This window comes from Shewanella sp. ISS20 (genome assembly GCF_056522965.1).
The window spans coordinates 2,678,208-2,698,360 of record NZ_JAWRZK010000001.1 but is presented as its reverse complement, the minus strand read 5'-3'; the positions used below and the strand labels follow the sequence as shown (position 1 = coordinate 2,698,360).

At 47.0% G+C, this 20,153-nt stretch carries 12 protein-coding genes, 4 tRNA genes, 2 rRNA genes and 1 pseudogene; 12 read left to right on the top strand and 7 right to left on the bottom strand.

The window, feature by feature from the left end; translation table 11 throughout:
• The first annotated feature begins 12 nt into the window (after positions 1-12).
• From AC1HDP_RS12215 to AC1HDP_RS12190, 6 genes are all read left to right on the top strand, one after another.
• Positions 13-89: transfer RNA gene (locus AC1HDP_RS12215), tRNA-Ile, on the top strand.
• A gap of 67 nt (positions 90-156) precedes the next feature.
• Positions 157-232, top strand: a tRNA-Ala gene (locus AC1HDP_RS12210).
• 324 nt (positions 233-556) lie between these two features.
• Positions 557-3,449: ribosomal RNA gene (locus AC1HDP_RS12205) — 23S ribosomal RNA — on the top strand.
• Between the two features lie 87 nt (positions 3,450-3,536).
• Positions 3,537-3,612 (top strand) — tRNA-Val (locus AC1HDP_RS12200).
• Between the two features lie 31 nt (positions 3,613-3,643).
• Positions 3,644-3,759, top strand: a 5S ribosomal RNA gene (gene rrf / locus AC1HDP_RS12195).
• An 89-nt stretch (positions 3,760-3,848) separates the two neighbouring features.
• Positions 3,849-3,925 (top strand) — tRNA-Asp (locus AC1HDP_RS12190).
• 227 nt (positions 3,926-4,152) lie between these two features.
• Here the strand turns inward: AC1HDP_RS12190 and tnpC are convergent.
• From tnpC to tnpA, 3 genes and pseudogenes are all read right to left on the bottom strand, one after another.
• A pseudogene (tnpC, locus tag AC1HDP_RS12185) lies at positions 4,153-5,795 on the bottom strand (IS66 family transposase).
• Between the two features lie 83 nt (positions 5,796-5,878).
• Positions 5,879-6,226 carry an IS66 family insertion sequence element accessory protein TnpB gene (gene tnpB, locus AC1HDP_RS12180; RefSeq protein ID WP_479638980.1) on the bottom strand — a complete coding sequence of 116 codons (348 nt, stop codon included), beginning with the start codon at positions 6,224-6,226 and terminating at the stop codon, positions 5,879-5,881.
• Positions 6,220-6,549, bottom strand: a complete 330-nt coding sequence (gene tnpA / locus AC1HDP_RS12175; RefSeq protein ID WP_479638979.1) for an IS66 family insertion sequence element accessory protein TnpA — start codon at positions 6,547-6,549, stop codon at positions 6,220-6,222. Before tnpA ends, tnpB begins: the two co-directional genes overlap by 7 nt.
• Before the next feature lie 192 nt (positions 6,550-6,741).
• On the opposite strand from tnpA, the gene AC1HDP_RS12170 reads away from it, so the two are divergent.
• On the top strand, positions 6,742-8,013 hold the full coding sequence (locus AC1HDP_RS12170; RefSeq protein ID WP_479638978.1) for a CinA family nicotinamide mononucleotide deamidase-related protein: 1,272 nt from the start codon (positions 6,742-6,744) through the stop codon (positions 8,011-8,013).
• 63 nt (positions 8,014-8,076) lie between these two features.
• On the opposite strand, the gene AC1HDP_RS12165 is transcribed toward AC1HDP_RS12170, so the two are convergent.
• From AC1HDP_RS12165 to argE, 3 genes are all read right to left on the bottom strand, one after another.
• A complete protein-coding gene (locus tag AC1HDP_RS12165) occupies positions 8,077-8,619 on the bottom strand; it encodes a YceB family lipoprotein (RefSeq protein ID WP_479639882.1) in 543 nt (180 codons plus the stop codon).
• Positions 8,619-11,252, bottom strand: coding sequence for a phosphoenolpyruvate carboxylase (gene ppc / locus AC1HDP_RS12160; protein WP_479638977.1), 2,634 nt, complete (start codon positions 11,250-11,252; stop codon positions 8,619-8,621). Before ppc ends, AC1HDP_RS12165 begins: the two co-directional genes overlap by 1 nt.
• A gap of 125 nt (positions 11,253-11,377) precedes the next feature.
• Entirely contained in the window at positions 11,378-12,550 is a 1,173-nt protein-coding gene (gene argE / locus AC1HDP_RS12155) for an acetylornithine deacetylase (protein ID WP_479638976.1), read from the bottom strand.
• A gap of 260 nt (positions 12,551-12,810) precedes the next feature.
• Here argE and argC point away from each other — a divergent pair, with 260 nt between their 5' ends.
• From argC to argH, 5 genes are all read left to right on the top strand, one after another.
• Positions 12,811-13,797: an N-acetyl-gamma-glutamyl-phosphate reductase gene (gene argC / locus AC1HDP_RS12150; RefSeq protein ID WP_479638975.1), complete on the top strand. Its 987-nt coding sequence runs from the start codon at positions 12,811-12,813 to the stop codon at positions 13,795-13,797.
• Between the two features lie 18 nt (positions 13,798-13,815).
• Positions 13,816-14,595 carry an acetylglutamate kinase gene (gene argB, locus AC1HDP_RS12145; RefSeq protein ID WP_479638974.1) on the top strand — a complete coding sequence of 260 codons (780 nt, stop codon included), beginning with the start codon at positions 13,816-13,818 and terminating at the stop codon, positions 14,593-14,595.
• 24 nt (positions 14,596-14,619) lie between these two features.
• Positions 14,620-15,528 carry an ornithine carbamoyltransferase gene (locus tag AC1HDP_RS12140; protein ID WP_479638973.1) on the top strand — a complete coding sequence of 303 codons (909 nt, stop codon included), beginning with the start codon at positions 14,620-14,622 and terminating at the stop codon, positions 15,526-15,528.
• Between the two features lie 43 nt (positions 15,529-15,571).
• Positions 15,572-16,789 (top strand): argininosuccinate synthase, encoded by a 1,218-nt coding sequence (locus tag AC1HDP_RS12135; RefSeq protein ID WP_479638972.1) that lies wholly within the window; start codon positions 15,572-15,574, stop codon positions 16,787-16,789.
• A gap of 141 nt (positions 16,790-16,930) precedes the next feature.
• Positions 16,931-18,298, top strand: a complete 1,368-nt coding sequence (gene argH / locus AC1HDP_RS12130; RefSeq protein ID WP_479638971.1) for an argininosuccinate lyase — start codon at positions 16,931-16,933, stop codon at positions 18,296-18,298.
• 94 nt (positions 18,299-18,392) lie between these two features.
• On the opposite strand, the gene AC1HDP_RS12125 is transcribed toward argH, so the two are convergent.
• Positions 18,393-20,063 (bottom strand): AMP-binding protein, encoded by a 1,671-nt coding sequence (locus AC1HDP_RS12125; protein ID WP_479638970.1) that lies wholly within the window; start codon positions 20,061-20,063, stop codon positions 18,393-18,395.
• Positions 20,064-20,153: the final 90 nt, after the last annotated feature.

Below are 20,153 nucleotides of genomic sequence, written 5' to 3'. Positions count from 1 at the left end.
AGACCAAAACATGGGTCTGTAGCTCAGCTGGTTAGAGCGCACCCCTGATAAGGGTGAGGTCGGTGGTTCAAGTCCACTCTGACCCACCAAATTGTTTTGTTATCAAACCGATTTGGCGGATGTTTTAGGTTTCAATATGTTTTCGACTGCTGCAATGGGGCTATAGCTCAGCTGGGAGAGCGCCTGCCTTGCACGCAGGAGGTCTGCGGTTCGATCCCGCATAGCTCCACCATTTCTCTGATTAGAAATGGACACCATTGCAGATTTTGGAATAGAAATGCCAAAGATAATGTAAAATTTATCTTTGGCTTTTTTAAGCCTAATTTCAACCGAGTCGTTGGAATATGTTCTTTAAAAATTTGGAAAGCTGATAGTAGAACTTAGTGCGCGAGCATTAGGTGATACAAAATTGAGTTCTCAAAATACTTTAATCAAGTGTTTTGGATATTCTTTAACTTCAGAAATGAAGTAAATCAAGGCGTTCTTTTGCGAAAGCAAGAGACAGTAAAAACCAGCTAGTTGCAATACGCTCAAGTGAAACTCATTTGGGTTGTATGGTTAAGTGACTAAGCGTATACGGTGGATGCCTTGGCAGTCAGAGGCGATGAAGGACGTAGTAACTTGCGAAAAGCGTTGGCGAGCTAGTAACAAGCATTTGAGCTAACGATGTCCGAATGGGGAAACCCGGCCACATAAGTGGTCATCATACAGTGAATACATAGCTGTATGAGGCGAACCTGGGGAACTGAAACATCTAAGTACCCAGAGGAAAAGAAATCAACCGAGATTCCCTAAGTAGCGGCGAGCGAACGGGGATTAGCCCTTAAGTCTAGGGGGTGTTAGTGGAATGGTCTGGAAAGTCCAACGGTACAGGGTGATAGTCCCGTACATGAAAACTAACCTTAGATGAAAACGAGTAAGGCGGCACACGTGATATGTTGTCTGAACATGGGGGGACCATCCTCCAAGGCTAAATACTCCTGACTGACCGATAGTGAACCAGTACCGTGAGGGAAAGGCGAAAAGAACCCCTGTGAGGGGAGTGAAATAGAACCTGAAACCGTATACGTACAAGCAGTGGGAGCGGTTCTTGAGACCGTGACTGCGTACCTTTTGTATAATGGGTCAGCGACTTACATTTAGTAGCGAGGTTAAGCGAATAGCGGAGCCGTAGGGAAACCGAGTGTTAACTGCGCGTTTAGTTGCTAGGTGTAGACCCGAAACCCGGTGATCTAGCCATGGGCAGGTTGAAGGTTGAGTAACATCAACTGGAGGACCGAACCGACTAATGTTGAAAAATTAGCGGATGACTTGTGGCTGGGGGTGAAAGGCCAATCAAACCGGGAGATATCTGGTTCTCCTCGAAAGCTATTTAGGTAGCGCCTCGCACGAATACCATTGGGGGTAGAGCACTGTTAAGGCTAGGGGGTCATCCCGACTTACCAACCCTTTGCAAACTCCGAATACCAATGAGTACTATGCGGGAGACAGACAGCGGGTGCTAACGTCCGTTGTCAAAAGGGAAACAACCCAGACCGTCAGCTAAGGTCCCAAAGTACTAGCTAAGTGGGAAACGATGTGGGAAGGCTTAGACAGCTAGGATGTTGGCTTAGAAGCAGCCATCATTTAAAGAAAGCGTAATAGCTCACTAGTCGAGTCGGCCTGCGCGGAAGATGTAACGGGGCTAAGCTAGTCACCGAAGCTACGGGTGCATTTCATTAGAGATGCGCGGTAGAGGAGCGTTCTGTAAGCCGTTGAAGGTGAAGGGGTAACCCACGCTGGAGGTATCAGAAGTGCGAATGCTGACATGAGTAACGATAAAGGGGGTGAAAAACCCCCTCGCCGGAAGACCAAGGGTTCCTGTCCAACGTTAATCGGGGCAGGGTGAGTCGACCCCTAAGGCGAGGCCGAAAGGCGTAGTCGATGGGAAACGGGTTAATATTCCCGTACTTGTGCTAACTGCGATGGAGAGACGGAGAAGGCTAGGCTAGCGCGGCGTTGGTAGTCCGCGTTTAAGGTGGTAGGCGGTATTCTTAGGCAAATCCGGGAATACATACGCTGAGAGCTGATGACGAGGTCCTACGGGACTGAAGTAGTTGATGCCATGCTTCCAGGAAAATCTTCTAAGCTTCAGGTTAGCAGGAATCGTACCCCAAACCGACACAGGTGGTCGGGTAGAGAATACCAAGGCGCTTGAGAGAACTCGGCTGAAGGAACTAGGCAAAATGGTACCGTAACTTCGGGAGAAGGTACGCTCCTGCCGGTGATGAGACTTGCTCTCTAAGCTAGCGGGAGTCGCAGATACCAGGTGGCTGCAACTGTTTATCAAAAACACAGCACTGTGCAAAATCGCAAGATGAAGTATACGGTGTGACGCCTGCCCGGTGCCGGAAGGTTAATTGATTGGGTTATCTTCGGAGAAGCTCATGATCGAAGCCCCGGTAAACGGCGGCCGTAACTATAACGGTCCTAAGGTAGCGAAATTCCTTGTCGGGTAAGTTCCGACCTGCACGAATGGCGTAATGATGGCCACGCTGTCTCCAGCCGAGACTCAGTGAAGTTGAAATTGCGGTGAAGATGCCGTATACCCGCGGCTAGACGGAAAGACCCCGTGAACCTTTACTATAGCTTGGCACTGAACATTGAACCTACATGTGTAGGATAGGTGGGAGACTTTGAAGCATGAACGCTAGTTTGTGTGGAGTCGTCCTTGAAATACCACCCTTGTAGTTTTGATGTTCTAACCTAGGTCCCTTATCGGGATTAGGGACAGTGCCTGGTGGGTAGTTTGACTGGGGCGGTCTCCTCCCAAAGAGTAACGGAGGAGCACGAAGGTTGGCTAAGTACGGTCGGACATCGTACGGTTAGTGCAATGGCATAAGCCAGCTTAACTGCGAGACAGACACGTCGAGCAGGTACGAAAGTAGGTCATAGTGATCCGGTGGTTCTGAATGGAAGGGCCATCGCTCAACGGATAAAAGGTACTCCGGGGATAACAGGCTGATACCGCCCAAGAGTTCATATCGACGGCGGTGTTTGGCACCTCGATGTCGGCTCATCACATCCTGGGGCTGAAGTCGGTCCCAAGGGTATGGCTGTTCGCCATTTAAAGTGGTACGCGAGCTGGGTTCAGAACGTCGTGAGACAGTTCGGTCCCTATCTGCCGTGGGCGTTGGATGATTGAGGGGAGCTGCTCCTAGTACGAGAGGACCGGAGTGGACGAACCGCTGGTGTTCGGGTTGTCATGCCAATGGCATTGCCCGGTAGCTACGTTCGGAATCGATAACCGCTGAAAGCATCTAAGCGGGAAGCGAGCCCCAAGATGAGTCATCCCTAGGACTATAAGTCCTCTGAAGGGCCGTCCGAGACTAGGACGTTGATAGGCAAGGTGTGTAAGCGTTGTGAGGCGTTGAGCTAACTTGTACTAATGACCCGAGAGGCTTAACCATACAACCCAGATGGGTTTTACTGAACAAGCCTGAAAGAATCGAAAAATACTTGATTGAAGATTGAGTACTCAATAGCAAAAAATCCCAGGTCGCTTAGCTCAGCTGGGAGAGCACCTCCCTTACAAGGAGGGGGTCACTGGTTCGAGCCCAGTAGCGACCACCATTTTTTGACAGCTTTCCGAATTCCAAATTTGTCTGGAGACCATAGCACTGTGGCACCACCTGATCCCATTCCGAACTCAGAAGTGAAACGCAGTCGCGCCGATGGTAGTGTGGGGTTTCCCCATGCGAGAGTAGGTCATCTCCAGGCGCCTAATTTGCTTGCAAAAGCACGTCTCCTAACGCTGACATGTTAGCGACGCTAAAAGAATTTAGTGAGAAGCGCAAGCCATCACTAAAGGAGCGGTAGTTCAGTTGGTTAGAATACCGGCCTGTCACGCCGGGGGTCGCGGGTTCGAGTCCCGTCCGCTCCGCCAACATAAAGATGAAAGCCTCAGCAGAAATGCTGAGGCTTTTTTCGTTATACAATTTTTAATTTAAGCTATCTGATGCGCTTATCTCATGTGGATATATGCTCACATCTAACAGCAATCCGCTAGTGCCTAGCGCTTTCATATTTCTGCGTCCTCAATAATGCCTCGTTATTCCTAAATACAATGATCACGCGTTTGGCTGTATAAGTAGTTCGTAAACGTCCGGTGATCTACACCTTGCCTAGATCAACCTGCCAAGGTAAGAGGCTATTGAGGTCGCAGTGAGGGTGAGATAATTGCTCTAAACAGTGTTCAATGTAATCGAATGGCGTTAGCCCATTTGCCTTGGCCGTTTCTATGATGCTGTATAAAATAACACTCGCCTCAGCACCACGATGGTTGTGGTTAAACAGCCAGTTCTTACGCCCTATCACAAACGGTTTTACTGCGCGTTCGGCACGGTTGTTGTCGATATTCAGTCGGCTGTCTTCTGTATAAAGACTCAGCTTTGACCATTGATTGAGGCTGTAATGGATGGCTTTGCCCAGAGGGCTTTGCTTTGACACTTGCTGCGCTGATTTATCCAGCCATTGCTTAAATAACGCCAGGTGGGCAGCTGAGTGTGTGCGCCTAAAATACAGCCGTTCCTGTAAACTCAGTGATTGTATTTGCATTTCAATGCGGTACAGCTTGGCTATCATGCTCAGTGCCATATCTGCTTTACTGACTTTGCCTGTTTTGTTTTTTCCTTGTGCCACTATCGCTTCTTTGAACTTACGCCGCGCGTGTGCCCACGACTGCATGGATGCAGGAGGTAGAGCGACTCAGGAGACTAAGCCGAACAGCCCACAAGTTTATGACTTACCTGCTGGTAAGCTGCGTAACCATCGACCTGTAAATAACCATTAAACACCGTTTGCTCGGTGGCAAGAAAATGACTCACGCACGAGCTCGCACGGCTACCGTCTTGATAGTCGTACAGTACAATGCTGCGTAAACCTTGATATCTAGGCTCAGTGCTTGGTCCATCCGCACCAGCGCAATACACCCATATATAGGATTTCACCCGCTCATCGTTAATCACGTTGAGCGTGGTTTCGTCCGCATGGATGACTTCTTGTGTTAACAAATGCTGGTGCAGTAAATCATATAAGGGTTTAAACAGCGCGGCCGATTTCATCATCCAATCTGCCATGGTTTGCCGACTTAAGGCGATACCATGTTGCTTGAACAAGGTTTCTTGCCGGTACAGTGGTAACGCATATTGGTATTTGCTAGTAATAAGTTGGCTTAATAGACTTGCCGTGGCAAAGCTTTTAGGAATAGGACTGGCGGGCACCGGCGCTTGTTTGATATTGGCCTGAGTGCCTTGCGTTTCGCAATGCTTGCAGCTGTATTTTAATCTAACGTGTTCAATCACAATGATTTGTGCCGGAATAAACTGAAGCTTCTCGCTGCTATCTTGGCCCATTAACGCCAGCTGATGCCCACAGCAATCACACTGCTTATCTTCATCGCTGATGTCATGGATAATAATTTCTCGCGGCAGGTCTTTAGGCAATAATTTACGCTTGGCCCGTTGTTTAGACGGTACTGACACATCAGCATCTGCCGTCAATTCAGCGGGCTCATCAACCGTGACTTCAACTTCGTTAAACAACTCACCTTGATAATCATGGCTTTCACTGCTGGCACCAAAACGCTTTTGCTGGGCTAACCTAAATTGCTCAAGTAACCGTTGCACCGATTGTTTGAGCGCCGCGATTTCCGCCTCTTTTAACGCGAGAGCATTATCGTTAGCCGCCAACGTCTCAAGCAATAATTGCTTAAGTAAATCAACGTCGTTGGGTAGGTTTTTAGGGCTTAATTTCATGGTGTGATTATACCAAAACGCTCCTTAGATAAGGGTGAAACAGTGATCTAATTATGGGAAACAGCATACGTAATGGCGATCAATTAACTGTAACTCAAGCCCTTAATATGCTGATGGCCTAATACGTCAAATCCTGAAAGTAGCCAATGAAACTGTTGCTCAGATAAGCGCATACACTCATCTTCGCTTTGAGTTGGCCACTTGAATTTAGCCTGCTCTAGGCGCTTGTACCACAGTGCAAAACCTGTGTTATCCCAATACAAAATCTTGAGTTTGTCACGGGCTTTATTACAAAACACAAACACACTGCCATCGGTGGCTGATAGCGACAATTGTTGCTCAACGATGACGGCTAAGCCATTTATTGATTGACGAAAATCCACTGGCGCTCGATGCAGGTACACGCGAGGAAGCTCACGAAACATCAACATGCTTGCAGGCCTTTGATGATATCAAGCAAATAAGTTGCGGGTAATGAACAGGGAAAAGTCCATAAACCTGTTTGATGTTGTAAGCAGATACTTTGTTGAGGAGGGCCAGGTTGAGCTTGGGTCGTCATCGCTGTCGGCGAGGTCACGGTGGCCTGAACAAACGGCGTAACCTTTGGACTGCTTGTTTTAGTCATATCGGCTTTACGGGCGTAAAATCCGCTAAGACTAAGCTTATGCTGACGGCAAAAAGCGGTAATCGTTAAGCCGCTAGCGGGTTGCTGTTGTATCAAAACAGCCCAGTCTTCATGGGAACGTTTAGCCATATTAACTCCTGATATAATAGTCAGTCGTTAAGATAGAGGTTCAACAATATAAGCTGAAGATGTACTTGCCCGGACGCTTACAGTAGTTCTATTACTTATTTAATCTACTTACGCTCATCGTCAGGGCTTAATATCTTGCTTAAGCGCTAGGGGTCACTTAAGTTATCTTTATCATGAGAGAAGGGATTAGCAATGAAATTAGAAATGATTTGCACGGGCGAAGAAGTGCTATCTGGGCAGATAGTCGATACTAATGCCGCATGGTTTGCCAATATTATGATGGATAACGGTATTGAGCTTACGCAGCGCGTAACCGTTGGCGACAGGCTTGAAGATTTAGTACGGGTATTCATTGAAAGAAGCCATCATGCCGATATGATTTTGGTTAATGGCGGTCTTGGCCCCACCAGTGATGATCTTTCATCGTTAGCTATGGCGCAGGCGATAGGTGAACCTTTGGTTGAAAATAGCCTATGGCGCGCTCGCATTGAAGCTTGGTTTAGTCAGCGCAGTTATCCCATGCCTGAGAGTAACCTCAAACAAGCCATGCTGCCTAAGTCTGCCATTATGGTGGATAACCCAGTGGGAACCGCTTGCGGTTTTAGGGTGAAACTCAATCGTGCTTGGCTGTTTTTCACTCCTGGCGTGCCATTTGAATTTAAGCAGATGGTTAAAGAGCAGTTTATCCCCTTTGTTAAATCTGAATTTGTCGCTATTGAATCCTCAAAAGTTATTAAATTACTGACCCTTGGCCATGGAGAGTCAAGCTTAGCCGATATACTCGAGCCGCTACCTTTGCCTGCGGGAGTCAGCATTGGTTATCGCTCATCCATGCCTTATATCGAAATTAAACTGTTTGCGCGCGGCGATGCGGCCATTAATACCCTAGATACTGTAGTGTTTTCAGTTAAGCAGTTACTCGGCGATGCCATAGTGTCTGACTGCGCGGCGACGTTAGCAGAAGAAGTGCATAACAATCTGATTAATCACAGTAAAACCTTAGCGTTAGCTGAATCTTGCACTGGTGGTTTACTTGCTAGCCAGCTAGTCGCATTTGCAGGCAGTTCTGCTTATTTACACCATAGCTTAGTGACTTATAGCAATGAGTCTAAAGTCAAAGTCTTGGGTGTTAACCCGCAATTACTCGATGATTTTGGTGCAGTATCATTAGAAACCGTCGCCGCTATGGCGCAAGGTGCACGAACTTTACTGGATAGTGATTATGCCTTGGCAACCAGTGGTATTGCAGGTCCCGATGGCGGCAGTGAGCTAAAACCCGTTGGCACAGTGGCGATAGCCCTAGCCTGTGGCGATGTGACTTATCAGCAAATGGTTAAGTTTCCGTCTCGCTCTCGTGACTTAGTGCGACAAATGGCCTGCGCTGTTGCTTATGACATGCTGCGCCGAGCACTCAAAGGCCAAGAAGTGCTAGTGACTTATCCGAGCATTCAAAGATTGGCGTGATAAAAAAAGGGGGCATGCAGCCCCCTTTCTTATTGGTATTTAAATAGGTTCGTGAAAGACAAGCTATTTAAAGACAAACACTAATTTACCCGGCTTAACTTCAATCTTATCGACTAATTTTGCCGCCAAGGCTTGGTTATCATCTTGCTTATCCAAAACATACACAGGCTGAGTTTCTAAGAAACGACTGACAAAGCCCATGAGCTGAGGACCGACATCTTTAACGATTTTCTCAATATCTTTAGGCGTTGACTGCACATCCACTAAGCGTAAATTTTTTAAATAAATGCTGTGGTTATTGTTGTCATACCAAGGCTCGGCTTCAAAGCTGGCATTGAGCGTTGCCCTTAATGGCAGCAGTGGATTAGTGATGGCCACTTCGCTATTAGTGATAACTTTCATGGTATTAGGCGTTTCACCTAATATCACTGCCACTTTATTGAGCTTTATCTTAGTACCAATAAATTGATTACCTTGCTTCACCTCATAGTTCATTTCTTTATTTAAGTAATCAGTCAGTTTGCCTTGGCTGATACTGTAATTAGTGGCGCAGCCTGTGAGCGACGTGCACATGAACACTAAGCTTGCCAGTATTAATTTACTCATCATCCTGTATTCCTCATACCTGCGGCCACGCCTGCTATGGTAAGCATTAAGGCGAGTTGCGCGCTTTCGCTGGTATTGCCATTACGGGTACGCGCCAGCAATTCAGCTTGCAGGAAGTTAAGTGGGTCAATATAGGGATTACGTAACTTAACCGATTCTTTGCTCCATGGTGTGTGTGCCATGAGTTCACTTTCGCCGGTTAGGGTCAGAACCGCTTCTATGCCCAGTTGCAGACGTTCGCGCAAGGTATAACCTAAATGGTGTAATTCAGATTTCACTAAGCAAGCTTCGTAATAACGGGCTAAGTTAGGTTCGGCTTTGGCATACACCATTTCTAGCATAGAAACACGAGTATTAAAGAATGGCCAGTGTTGCTCCATTTCTTTAAGTAACGCCATTTCACCGCGATCATAAGCTTGGCGTAGCGCTTCACCTGCGCCTAACCAAGCTGGCAGCATTAACCGGTTTTGCGACCAAGCGAAGATCCACGGAATGGCTCGCAGACTTTCAATACCGCCATCAGTGCGCCGCTTAGCAGGGCGACTGCCCAGTGGCAATTGTCCCAACTCTACTTCTGGGGTTGCCGCGCGAAAATACGGTACAAAATCAGGCTCTTCTCTAACTATTTCGCGGTAAGCTGTCACAGAGTCTGCTGCTATGCGCTCCATAGTATGGCGCCAATTGGCTTGCGGCTCAGGTGGTGGCAGCAGTGTCGCTTCCATCACCGCCGAGGTGTAAAGCGCTAAACTTTGCACTGCTAATTTGGGTAAGCCAAATTTAAAGCGGATCATTTCCCCTTGCTCAGTCACGCGAATGCGACCATCCACAGAACCTGGCGGCTGAGATAAAATCGCTTGATGAGCAGGTCCGCCCCCGCGGCCAATAGTGCCGCCGCGACCATGGAATAAGGTGAGGTTAACGCTATGCTGCCGGCAGACTTTAACTAGCTGTTCTTGGGCTTGATATTGCGCCCAAGCCGCCGCCATTACGCCGGCATCTTTGGCAGAATCTGAATAGCCTATCATCACTTCTTGCATGCCCTTGGTATAGCCGCGATACCAATCAATGGCGAGCAGGCTATTAATGCAATGAGCTGCGTTATTTAGATCATCTAAGGTTTCAAATAATGGCACAACACGCATTGGGTATTGGCAACCTGTCTCTTTTAGCAGCAGTAATACCGCTAACACGTCTGATGGCATACTTGCCATTGAAATGACATAAGAGCCTAAAGCGTGGTGCGATTGAGTGGCAATTAAACGGCAAGTATCTAAGACCTCAGCAACATCGGTGCTTGGCTGCCAACGGTTTGGAATTAGCGGGCGGCGATTGGTGAGCTCTCGCAGTAAAAATGCCTGCTTTTCGCTTTCATCCCAATGCTTGTAATCGCCCATGCCGAGATAACGTGTCAGTTCGGCAATGACATCGCTGTGGCGGTCGGCATCTTGGCGGATATCAAGGCGCAGCATATGCACGCCAAAACATGCCAAGCGTCTTAGCATATCTAGCAGTAAGCCATTGGCAATCAAGCTCATTTTGCAATCGCATAAGCTCTGATACAGCATTTTTAAGGGTTCGCGCAGATCATCGACATGCTCAATAATATCGCTAGTACTTAAGTTAGTTGGACTGCCTTCAATGCGCGCGTTTAAAAAATCTATGGTGTTACGTAACTTCTTACGCAATTCTCTTAAAACATCGCGATAGGGTTCTTTGCTGTGAGCCGAGTGCTGCTTAAGTGTGTCATTGGCCTCTTCCATGGAGAGTTCACCAATCAGCGCCACTATATCTTTTAAGTGTAACCGTGCCGCCGCGTGGCGGTTTCTATCTAACACTTCAGCCGTGACTTTGGCGGTAACAAATGGGTTGCCATCTCGATCGCCGCCCATCCAACTAGAAAATCTCACGGGCGCAAAATCACTCGGCAGTTGTTGACCTGTGCGTACTTCTACTTGCTCGTTCAGTTGACGTAAGAAATCTGGCACAGCTTGCCATAGCGAGGTTTCAATAGTCGCTAAGCCCCAGCGCGCTTCATCAACTGGCGTTGGTCTTTGATGGCGAATTTCATTGGTATGCCAAATTTGCGCAATTAATTGGCGCAGACGTAAGGTTGAGCCTTGGCGCTCACGCTCGCTCAATTGATTATTTTCAAGCTCAGCTAAGCAATCAATGATGGCGGCATATTTTTGGATTAAGGTGCGGCGCGATATTTCAGTGGGATGCGCTGTCATTACCAAATCAATATCTAAGGACTGCAAACACTTAAGCATTTGTACTTGATCTATGGGGCCATTGAGCATGCGCCCCAGCAGTTGATCAACCGGATCAGGAACACATACTAGCTCGTCACAATTTCTGCTAATGGTATGAAATTGCTCGGCAATGTTGGCAAGATTTAAAAACTGATTAAATGCTTTAGCAAAAGGCACCAGCTCTTCATCGGGAAGATCGGTTAACAGCAGCAGCATTTGCTCACGGGCATCGGCATTGCCTTTGCGTGAGTCTTTAGCCAGCTGCCTAATTTGTTCTACTTTTTCTACAAAACCATCGCCCAGATGTTGAGCCATAGTATCGCCGAGTATTTGTCCCAGCATGCTGACATTGGATTTCAGCGAGGCGTACATGTCTGCCATGGTTGCTCCCAAAATGTATTCACGTTTGATCAGGTTTATTGGGTGGTTATCACATTATCTGATAGATAATGTTCTGACTATAACGGCTTGATTTCAACTGTACAGTAAATATTGCCACATGTACCTCACTTCAAACAGCAGTTATAAATCAATTCTTTAAATACAGTTTGCGCCTGATTTAACACTGACATTTCAAGATATTCGTTAGGTTGATGCGCCTGCTCGATACTGCCAGGGCCTAACACTAAGGTTTGGCATCCCAATAAGCTGATAAATGGCGCTTCGGTGGCATAGTTAACCACTTGTGGCTCTTGCCCACAGATTTTAGCGGCCGTTTGTGTCCAGCTGGCATTAAGATCGCCGCCAAAGGCTTCGTTGCCAGGATATAAGCTAAAAATATCCACAGCATTCGGGTAGCGCTGCTGAATAGGACTTAAATATTGCCGAATTAAGAGTTCAAGTTCTTGCAGTGGTATGCCAGGAATTGGGCGTAAATCAATATGCAGCTCGCAGCAACCACAGATGCGATTGGCCGCATCGCCGCCGTGAATATGGCCCAAATTTAGGGTCGGGTAAGGCACACTAAAGGCGGTTTGCTGATATTGAGTCGCCAGAGCTTGTTTGAGCTTTTGTAATTGGCTTATGACTTCATGCATGATTTCTATGGCATTTAGGCCTTTTTCTGGATCCGATGAATGGCCGCTGCGGCCAGTGACGCGAATGCCTTTGGCTAAATGCCCCTTATGCATATACACAGGTGTCATGCCGGTTGGCTCACCGATAATGGCAAACTCAGGGCAAAAATTATCTTGATTAGCGTATTGCTCAACAAATGCCTTAGCGCCATTCATAGTGGTTTCTTCATCGGCGCTGGCAAAAATATAGAGTGGCTTATTAAGCTTATCTAGATGCAACTCTTTTAACGCGGCCACACAAATGGCAAAAAAACCTTTCATATCGCAGCTGCCTAAACCGTACCAGCGGTTATCGCGCTCAGTTAACTGGAAAGGGTCTTGCTGCCAATGACCCTCATCCACAGGCACAGTATCTGAATGTCCTGCCAGCAGTAAGCCGCCATGGGTCACACCATTCCTTGGCAATAAGCTTGCTAATAAGTTGTATTTACCGCGGCTATCTTTGACGGCCTGCATTTGGCAATGAAAGCCTAAGTCGGTTAACCACCCCTGAATAAGTTGAATGACCTCTAAATTGGAATGATCGCCATCGGCGGTAATAGCGCTAATGGAATTGGATTTAATCAGTTGGCTAAAGCAAGTTTTCAGTTCTGGCAACGACATTTACCGACCTCAATTAAAATAAGTATTCATTATTGTTGCATAATTAATTGTTCGTGTTAATCTGTCAATCAGTTCAGAAAATTTAATAATGTAAGGATATATGGTGGCTCACTTGTTTATGCATCACATTGATTGTCTTCCATTTGCATTCAATCCATCTATCTCCTCACGACGATAATCTGGCGTTTGTTGGCATCCGCCACAGGCGTAACCGCTGCCCTACATTTTTCAATTAAACAATAATAGTAAAGAACTCAACAATGAAAAAAATAGCCATTATTGGTGCCAGTGGATACACAGGCGCACAACTCACAGAATTAATAACTAAAGAATCTGAGTTTGCGATTTATGGACTCTATGTGTCAGCCAACAGTGCTGATCTAGGTCAATCATTAGCTAGCTTGTATCCTAATTGGCCACACTTAAGCCAGTGTTTGCAAGGACTTAATGAGTCTAGTCAGCAAGATATTGCCAACAATGCCGATGCGGTGGCGTTAGCGCTCGATCATCATGTCAGTATGAAGTTGGCCGCGTGGTTTTATCAGCAAGGCTTAGCCGTGTTTGATTTAAGCGGGGCATATAGGTTTGAAAACAAAGAGATGTACTCCAAGTGGTACGGGTTTGAGCATCAATATCCTGAGCTGTTAGATAAGGCGGTTTACGGCTTAACCGATTGGAATAGCGAAGCGATTCAAGCAAGCCGCTTAGTGGCTGTGCCTGGCTGTTACCCGACAGCCTCATTATTAGCCTTAACCCCAGTGGCAGGATTATTAACTAACACTCGCCCTGTGATTAATGCGGTTAGTGGCGTCACTGGTGCTGGGCGTAAGGCGCAGCTCAATACTAGCTTTGCCGAAGTGAGCTTAAGTGCTTACGGGGTATTAAATCACCGCCATCAACCAGAAATAGCGACCCAGCTTGGCCATGAGGTCATCTTCACTCCGCACTTAGGTAATTTTAAGCGCGGCATCATTGCCACTATTACCGCGGAACTTAAGCAGGGCGTAACTCTTGGCGATGTTGACGCTGCTTTTAAGTGCTACCAAGGCAATCCTAACGTATTGGTAAAGCAAGGCGTCTTTCCGAAATTGGATGAAGTGGTTCACAGCGGCCGCTGCCATTTAGGTTGGCAATATGACGAGCATAGCCATTATCTGGTGATTTCTAGCGTTATTGATAACTTAATGAAGGGCGCGGCTAGCCAAGCGCTTGAGTGCATAAGTATTCATTTCAAGTCTAATCCATAAGCGTCAGGTGGCATCATTATGCAAACAGCAAACGTATTAGTGTTAAAAGTTGGTGGCGCGCTTTTAGAGTGCGACATGGGAATTAAGCGCTTAATGGCGACAGCCTCGGCGCTGATTGAATCTGGCAAGTCAGTGGTGATAGTACATGGCGGCGGCTGCGTGGTTGATCAGCAATTACAAGCCAATGGCATGACGACCCAAAAGCGCGATGGTTTACGTATTACTCCAGATGAGCAAATGCCAATTATTGCCGGCGCTTTGGCAGGTACTGCCAACAAGTTATTGCAAGCCGCTGCCATGCAAGCCGGTATTAAGAGCGTAGGTTTAGGGCTTGCCGATGGCGGCCTGTTGGTCGCGGAAGTGAAAGATGAGTCACTCGGCGCCGTAGGCAAAGTCACTGCGGGCAACCCTCTACTTATCGATTTTATTTTGTCGCAAGGCTGGTTACCTGTGATTAGCTCGATTGCTATTAGCGCTACAGGTCAGTTATTAAATGTGAATGCCGACCAAGCGGCGAGCGCTGTCACATCTATGCTCAGCGGCCAATTAGTCTTGTTATCGGATGTGTCGGGCGTGCTCGATGGTAAGGGCAAATTGATTGCCAGTTTAGATGCGCCAGAAATCGCTAACTTAGTGAAGCTTGGCGTGATTGAAGCTGGCATGAAGGTCAAAGTTGAGGCGGCGCTAGAAGTCGCGCAGATGTTGGGGCAACCGGTACAAGTCGCCAGTTGGCGCGACGCCGAGCAAATGCTAGCCCTGATTAAAGGTGAGCAAGTCGGTACCCAAATCCAGCCATAACAATAGCGTTAAGAGGACATCAAGATGCAGCATTTATTAACCTTACAAAATTTGAGTCAGCAAGAATTAGTGCAGTTGTTGACTCTGGCTCGCACCATCAAAGCGGATCCTAGCGCCTACCGTCATGCCTTAGCGGGTAAAAGTGTGGTGATGTTATTTGAGAAGCCTTCGCTGCGCACCCGAGTAAGTTTTGATATCGGGATTAATAAGTTAGGCGGACATTGCCTGTATCTTGATCAACAAAATGGTCAATTGGGTCAGCGGGAATCTGTGGCGGATTTTGCCAGTAATCTGAGTTGCTGGGCCGATGCCATTGTTGCCAGAACCTATAGCCATCAAACCATTGAAGAACTAGCGGCGCATAGTAAGGTTCCTGTCATTAATGCGTTATCTGATCTTTACCATCCTTGTCAGGCATTGGCGGATTTATTAACTCTGACTGAGTGCTTTGAAGATGTGAGTAAAGTGACTTTGGCTTATGTGGGCGATGGCAATAACGTCACTCATTCGCTGATGTTTGGCGCTGCCATTTTAGGGGCCAAGATGGTAGTTGTGTGCCCTGCGGGGCATTTCCCAGATGGTCAGATGGTAGTTAAAGCGCAGGCGTTAGCTAAAGCCAATGGTGGTGAATTGATACTCAGTTCTGATATTAAGGCCTTGGTGGGCTGCCAAGTGATTTATACCGATAGCTGGATTTCCATGGGCGATAACACGCCGCTCGCTCAAATCGAAGCTAAGTTTGGCCCTTATCAAGTTAATAGCGAACTAATGACCATGGCTGGCACCGATTACTTTATGCACTGCCTGCCAGCACACCGCGGCGTGGAAGTGACCGATGATGTACTGGATGGTAAGTCATCGTTAATTTTGCAGCAGGCTGAAAACCGTATGCATGCCCAGAATGCCTTACTCGTCACATTACTCGCACAATAATAATCAATTTACGTTTAACTGCTTGGTTTTTAAGGATAATGATATGTCAGTACAACGCAATGTAAAAAAAGTCGTGTTAGCTTATTCAGGTGGCTTAGATACCTCGGCCATTATCCCTTGGCTCAAAGAGACCTATAACAATTGTGAGATCATTGCTTTTTGTGCTGACGTGGGTCAGGGCGATGCTGAGCTGCAAGGACTGACTGAAAAGGCCTTGGCCTCAGGCGCGAGCGAATGCCACATTGTTGATTTGAAAGAAGAGCTGGTTAAAGACTACATATATCCCACCATAGCTACAGGTGCTATTTATGAAGGCACTTATTTACTTGGCACCTCAATGGCGCGTCCAATTATCGCCAAGGCCCAAGTGGAAGTGGCGCGTAAAGTTGGCGCTGATGCGGTATGCCATGGCTGCACCGGCAAAGGTAATGATCAGGTGCGCTTTGAAGGTTGTTTTGCAGCCTTAGCCCCAGAATTAACTGTGATTGCACCGTGGCGTGAATGGGATATGCGCAGCCGTGAAGACCTGCTGGAGTACTTAGCGGAACGTAATATTAAGACGTCAGCATCTACCACTAAGATATATAGCCGTGATGCTAACGCTTGGCATATTTCTCATGAAGGCGGTGAGCTTGAAAACCCATGGAATCAGCCAAGTAAGCAAGTGTGGACCATGACGGTTGACCCAGAAGATGCGCCGAATACGCCTGATTTCGTTACCCTAAAAATTGAAAATTGCCGCGTGACAGCGGTTAATGGTGTCAGCTTAACCCCTTATCAGGCATTAATGACGCTGAATGAAATTGCCGCCGCACATGGTGTTGGCCGCATTGATATCACTGAAAACCGTTTAGTGGGCATGAAGTCGCGCGGTTGTTATGAAACTCCAGGTGGCACTGTCATGTTTGCCGGTTTACGCGCTATTGAAGAGTTAGTGCTGGATAAGAGCAGCCGCAGCTGGCGCGAGCAAGTGGCGGCGCAAATGGCGCATTTGGTTTATGACGGCCGCTGGTTTACCCCTTTATGTAAATCTTTGCTGGCAGCCTCTGAAACGTTAGCTGAGATGGTTAACGGTGAAGTAGTTGTGAAGCTCTATAAAGGCCAAGCTACCGCAGTGCAAAAACGCTCACCTAATAGCTTGTATTCAGAGACGTTTGCGACCTTTGGTGAAGATGAGGTTTACGATCAAAAGCACGCAGAAGGCTTTATTCGTTTGTACACCTTAGCTAGCCGTATTCGCGCGCTTAACGAAACTAAATAACGCGAACTCAATAGCGCTAACTAGAGCTAACTTGGTAGCGCTAAATCTTATTTAAACGATAGCACCAAGCCTCAGCCTAAGTTTAAGTTCAGGCTGATGGCTTGGTTATCGGCAGTATCAGCAATGACAGGAGATAGTCACATGGCTTTATGGGGCGGTAGATTTCAGGGCGAACCCAGCGCATTATTCAAACTGTTTAATGACTCATTACCCGTGGATTATCGATTATTCGAGCAAGACGTGACAGGCTCAATCGCTTGGGCCGATGCCATTGCTAGCGTTGGTATTATTAACGCCAATGAATGCCTTGAGCTTAAAAACGCGTTAGGGCAATTACTTGTAGAAGTCGGTAATAACCCTGAGCTTATTATCGCTAGTGGCGCTGAAGATATTCACAGTTTTGTTGAATCAGCCTTAATTGCCAAAGTGGGTGATTTAGGTAAAAAACTGCACACAGGGCGCAGCCGTAACGATCAAGTGGCCACAGACTTAAAGCTCTGGTGTCAAAGCGAAGGCGCCATGCTAGTGCTAAAACTGCAAACTTTAAATCAAGCCTTGTTAGCGTTAGCGCAGCGCGAGCTTGATGCTGTGATGCCGGGCTATACCCATTTACAGCGCGCCCAGCCCATTACTTTTGGTCACTGGTGTTTGGCGTATGTCGAAATGTTTGAGCGCGATATCAGTCGTTTGCAAGATGCGTTAACACGCGCCAATACTTGTCCACTTGGCGCCGGCGCTTTGGCTGGCACCGCTTATAACATAGATAGACATGCCTTAGCTGCAGCGCTTAATTTTGCGCGCCCAACCTTAAATAGCTTAGATAGCGTATCGGATAGGGATCATGTAGTTGAGATTGCAAGCGCAGGCTCTATCAGCATGATGCACTTAAGTCGCATGGCTGAAGATTTGATTTTCTTTAACTCTGGCGAAGCTAATTTTATCTCATTAAGCGATCAAGTGACTTCTGGTTCATCCTTGATGCCGCAGAAGAAAAACCCCGATGCGTTAGAGCTTATTCGCGGTAAAACTGGGCGTGTTTATGGCAGTTTAGTTGGCATTTTAACCACTATGAAGGCCTTGCCCTTGGCTTACAACAAGGACATGCAAGAAGATAAAGAGGGCTTGTTTGACTTAGTTGATAGCTGGGCGATTTGCTTAGATATGGCCGCCTTAGTGTTGTCAGGGCTTAAAGTGAACCGCGCCTCAGCCTTAAAAGCGGCGCAGCAAGGCTATGCCAATGCCACTGAATTAGCGGACTATCTGGTAGCTAAAGGTATGCCATTTCGCGAGGCACACCATGTTGTTGGTGAAGTGGTGGTTTACGCTATTGGTGAGCAACAAGCGATTGAGCAAATAAGCGTGCAGCAGTTACAAGCCTTTGCCGCTGTGATTGATGCTGATGTGTATCAGCACTTAACTATCGAGGCCTGTTTAGCGAAGCGGGATGTGCTTGGCGGCACGGCCATCAAGCAAGTGCAATTTGCATTAGCGCAAAAATCTAAACCCTAAAAAATTTATCTTGCAGATAAAACCCAGCAATAAGAAAGCACGCTTTTAGCGTGCTTTCTTGGTGTGAGGCATTAATTAAGCTGGTGCAGTAGCCTTAAGCTTTTGGGGTTAGCTCATCTTGCCAGCATACTTTGGCGCCGCGCACACCATCAACCATAGCGCTAAAGCGTTGCTCCAACACATGGCGCTTAATCTTTAAGGTCGGAGTTAAGACATCATTTTCAATCGTCCACGGCTCATTGACTACCACAATGGCATCTATGTGCTCGTGCGACTCTAAGCCTGGATTGATGCTATCTAAGGTTTGTTTGAGTGATGCCCGTACTTGCTCTTTACCTTCAAGATGAGCAAATTCAGACAATTGCACTAAGGCGATTGGGTGCGGTAACCCTGAGCCAATAACGCAAATGAGTTCAATCAAGGTATTTTGTGCCAGTTTGCGCTCTATCATCACTGGGGCCACATATTTGCCCTTAGCGGTTTTGAAGTTATCTTTAACGCGCCCTGTGATACTGATGCAACCATCTTCATCTATGCTGCACAAATCACCAGTATGGAAAAAACCATCGGCATCAAAACATTGAGCGGTAACTTCAGGCTGCTGATAGTAGCCTGTCATTAACCCTGGGGATTTTATTAACAGTTCACCTTCTGGGCTCAGGCGCACATCGCAGCCAATCACAGGCTTACCGACAGTGCCAATTTTATTCGGGTCAAAGGGATGATTGATGATGGAGTAAGCGCAGTTTTCTGTCATGCCCCACGCTTCACAGATATTCATACCTATGCTGTGATACCAAGTGATTAGCGCTGGTGGAATCGGCGCTGAACCTGAACCCAATAAGCGGCACTGATCTAGCCCTAGGCCTTTTTGAATCTTCTTTTTCACTAAGCTGCGTAAAATTGGAATTTTTAATAACAGGGATAATTTCTTGTCGCCGCCGGCTTTTTCGAGAATATTCTTCTGGAACAAACTCCACAGTCTTGGCACTGAGAAGAAAACCGTTGGCTGAGCACGTTTAACATCTTCCACAAACGAGTCTAGGCTCTCCACAAAGGATACCTGACTGCCAGAATAGAAAGATGAACCTTCAATGGCCACGCGCTCGGTAATGTGTGCCAATGGTAAATAAGAGATTAAGCGGTCTTTGCCATTGGTTTTTAAATCGCGCACTACGGCTTGGCAAGTCCAGACATAACTGGCAAAGGTTTGAATAGCGCCCTTAGGGTTACCGGTCGAACCTGAGGTGTAGATCAAGGTCATGATTTGCGACGCGTCTGGCATAGGTGCATCACTTAACGACTGACCTAAGTCGAGTAATTGCTGCCAATGATATTGCGCTGGCATAGTGTCATAAGGCATTGCCAGGCGCAGAATCTCGCCGCCGACGCCCGCTTCTTGTTGCTGCCAAAAATCAAGCTTACCGACAAATATAGCTTTGGCGCCACTGTGGTCTAACACGTAGCGAATGGTATCAGGATTGGCAGTAGGGTAAATAGGTACGCTGATATAGCCGCCCAGCATAAGGGCTAAGTCAGTGATAAACCATTCTGCGCAATTTTTTGAAAGCAAAGCAATTTTATCGCCAGGTTGTAAACCTAAATGGCGCAGTGAACCTGCGAGTTGTTCAACTTGTCGCTTTACGTCTTGCCAAGTAAATGACTTGATTTGACCACCGATGGGTTGCTTAAGATACACCTCATCGCCCTGATGTTCAGCCCAATGGTACAGCATAGCCACGGGTGATTTATATGTAGTTTCCATTCGCAAATCCCTGTTATTTTATAGTTTTTGTCAGCTTGCTTTGATCCCAGTATGGCGATTTTTGTGATCACTCGCAAATGATTTGAAGGC

Excerpts from the sequence above, each read along its gene's own strand:
- tnpB (WP_479638980.1), bottom strand. The coding sequence starts at position 6,226 with ATGTTGATGTTTCGTGAGCTTCCTCGCGTGTACCTGCATCGAGCGCCA.
- tnpA (WP_479638979.1), bottom strand. The coding sequence starts at position 6,549 with ATGGCTAAACGTTCCCATGAAGACTGGGCTGTTTTGATACAACAGCAA.
- AC1HDP_RS12170 (WP_479638978.1), top strand. The coding sequence starts at position 6,742 with ATGAAATTAGAAATGATTTGCACGGGCGAAGAAGTGCTATCTGGGCAG.
- AC1HDP_RS12165 (WP_479639882.1), bottom strand. The coding sequence starts at position 8,619 with ATGAGTAAATTAATACTGGCAAGCTTAGTGTTCATGTGCACGTCGCTC.
- ppc (WP_479638977.1), bottom strand. The coding sequence starts at position 11,252 with ATGGCAGACATGTACGCCTCGCTGAAATCCAATGTCAGCATGCTGGGA.
- argE (WP_479638976.1), bottom strand. The coding sequence starts at position 12,550 with ATGTCGTTGCCAGAACTGAAAACTTGCTTTAGCCAACTGATTAAATCC.
- argC (WP_479638975.1), top strand. The coding sequence starts at position 12,811 with ATGAAAAAAATAGCCATTATTGGTGCCAGTGGATACACAGGCGCACAA.
- argB (WP_479638974.1), top strand. The coding sequence starts at position 13,816 with ATGCAAACAGCAAACGTATTAGTGTTAAAAGTTGGTGGCGCGCTTTTA.
- AC1HDP_RS12140 (WP_479638973.1), top strand. The coding sequence starts at position 14,620 with ATGCAGCATTTATTAACCTTACAAAATTTGAGTCAGCAAGAATTAGTG.
- AC1HDP_RS12135 (WP_479638972.1), top strand. The coding sequence starts at position 15,572 with ATGTCAGTACAACGCAATGTAAAAAAAGTCGTGTTAGCTTATTCAGGT.
- argH (WP_479638971.1), top strand. The coding sequence starts at position 16,931 with ATGGCTTTATGGGGCGGTAGATTTCAGGGCGAACCCAGCGCATTATTC.
- AC1HDP_RS12125 (WP_479638970.1), bottom strand. The coding sequence starts at position 20,063 with ATGGAAACTACATATAAATCACCCGTGGCTATGCTGTACCATTGGGCT.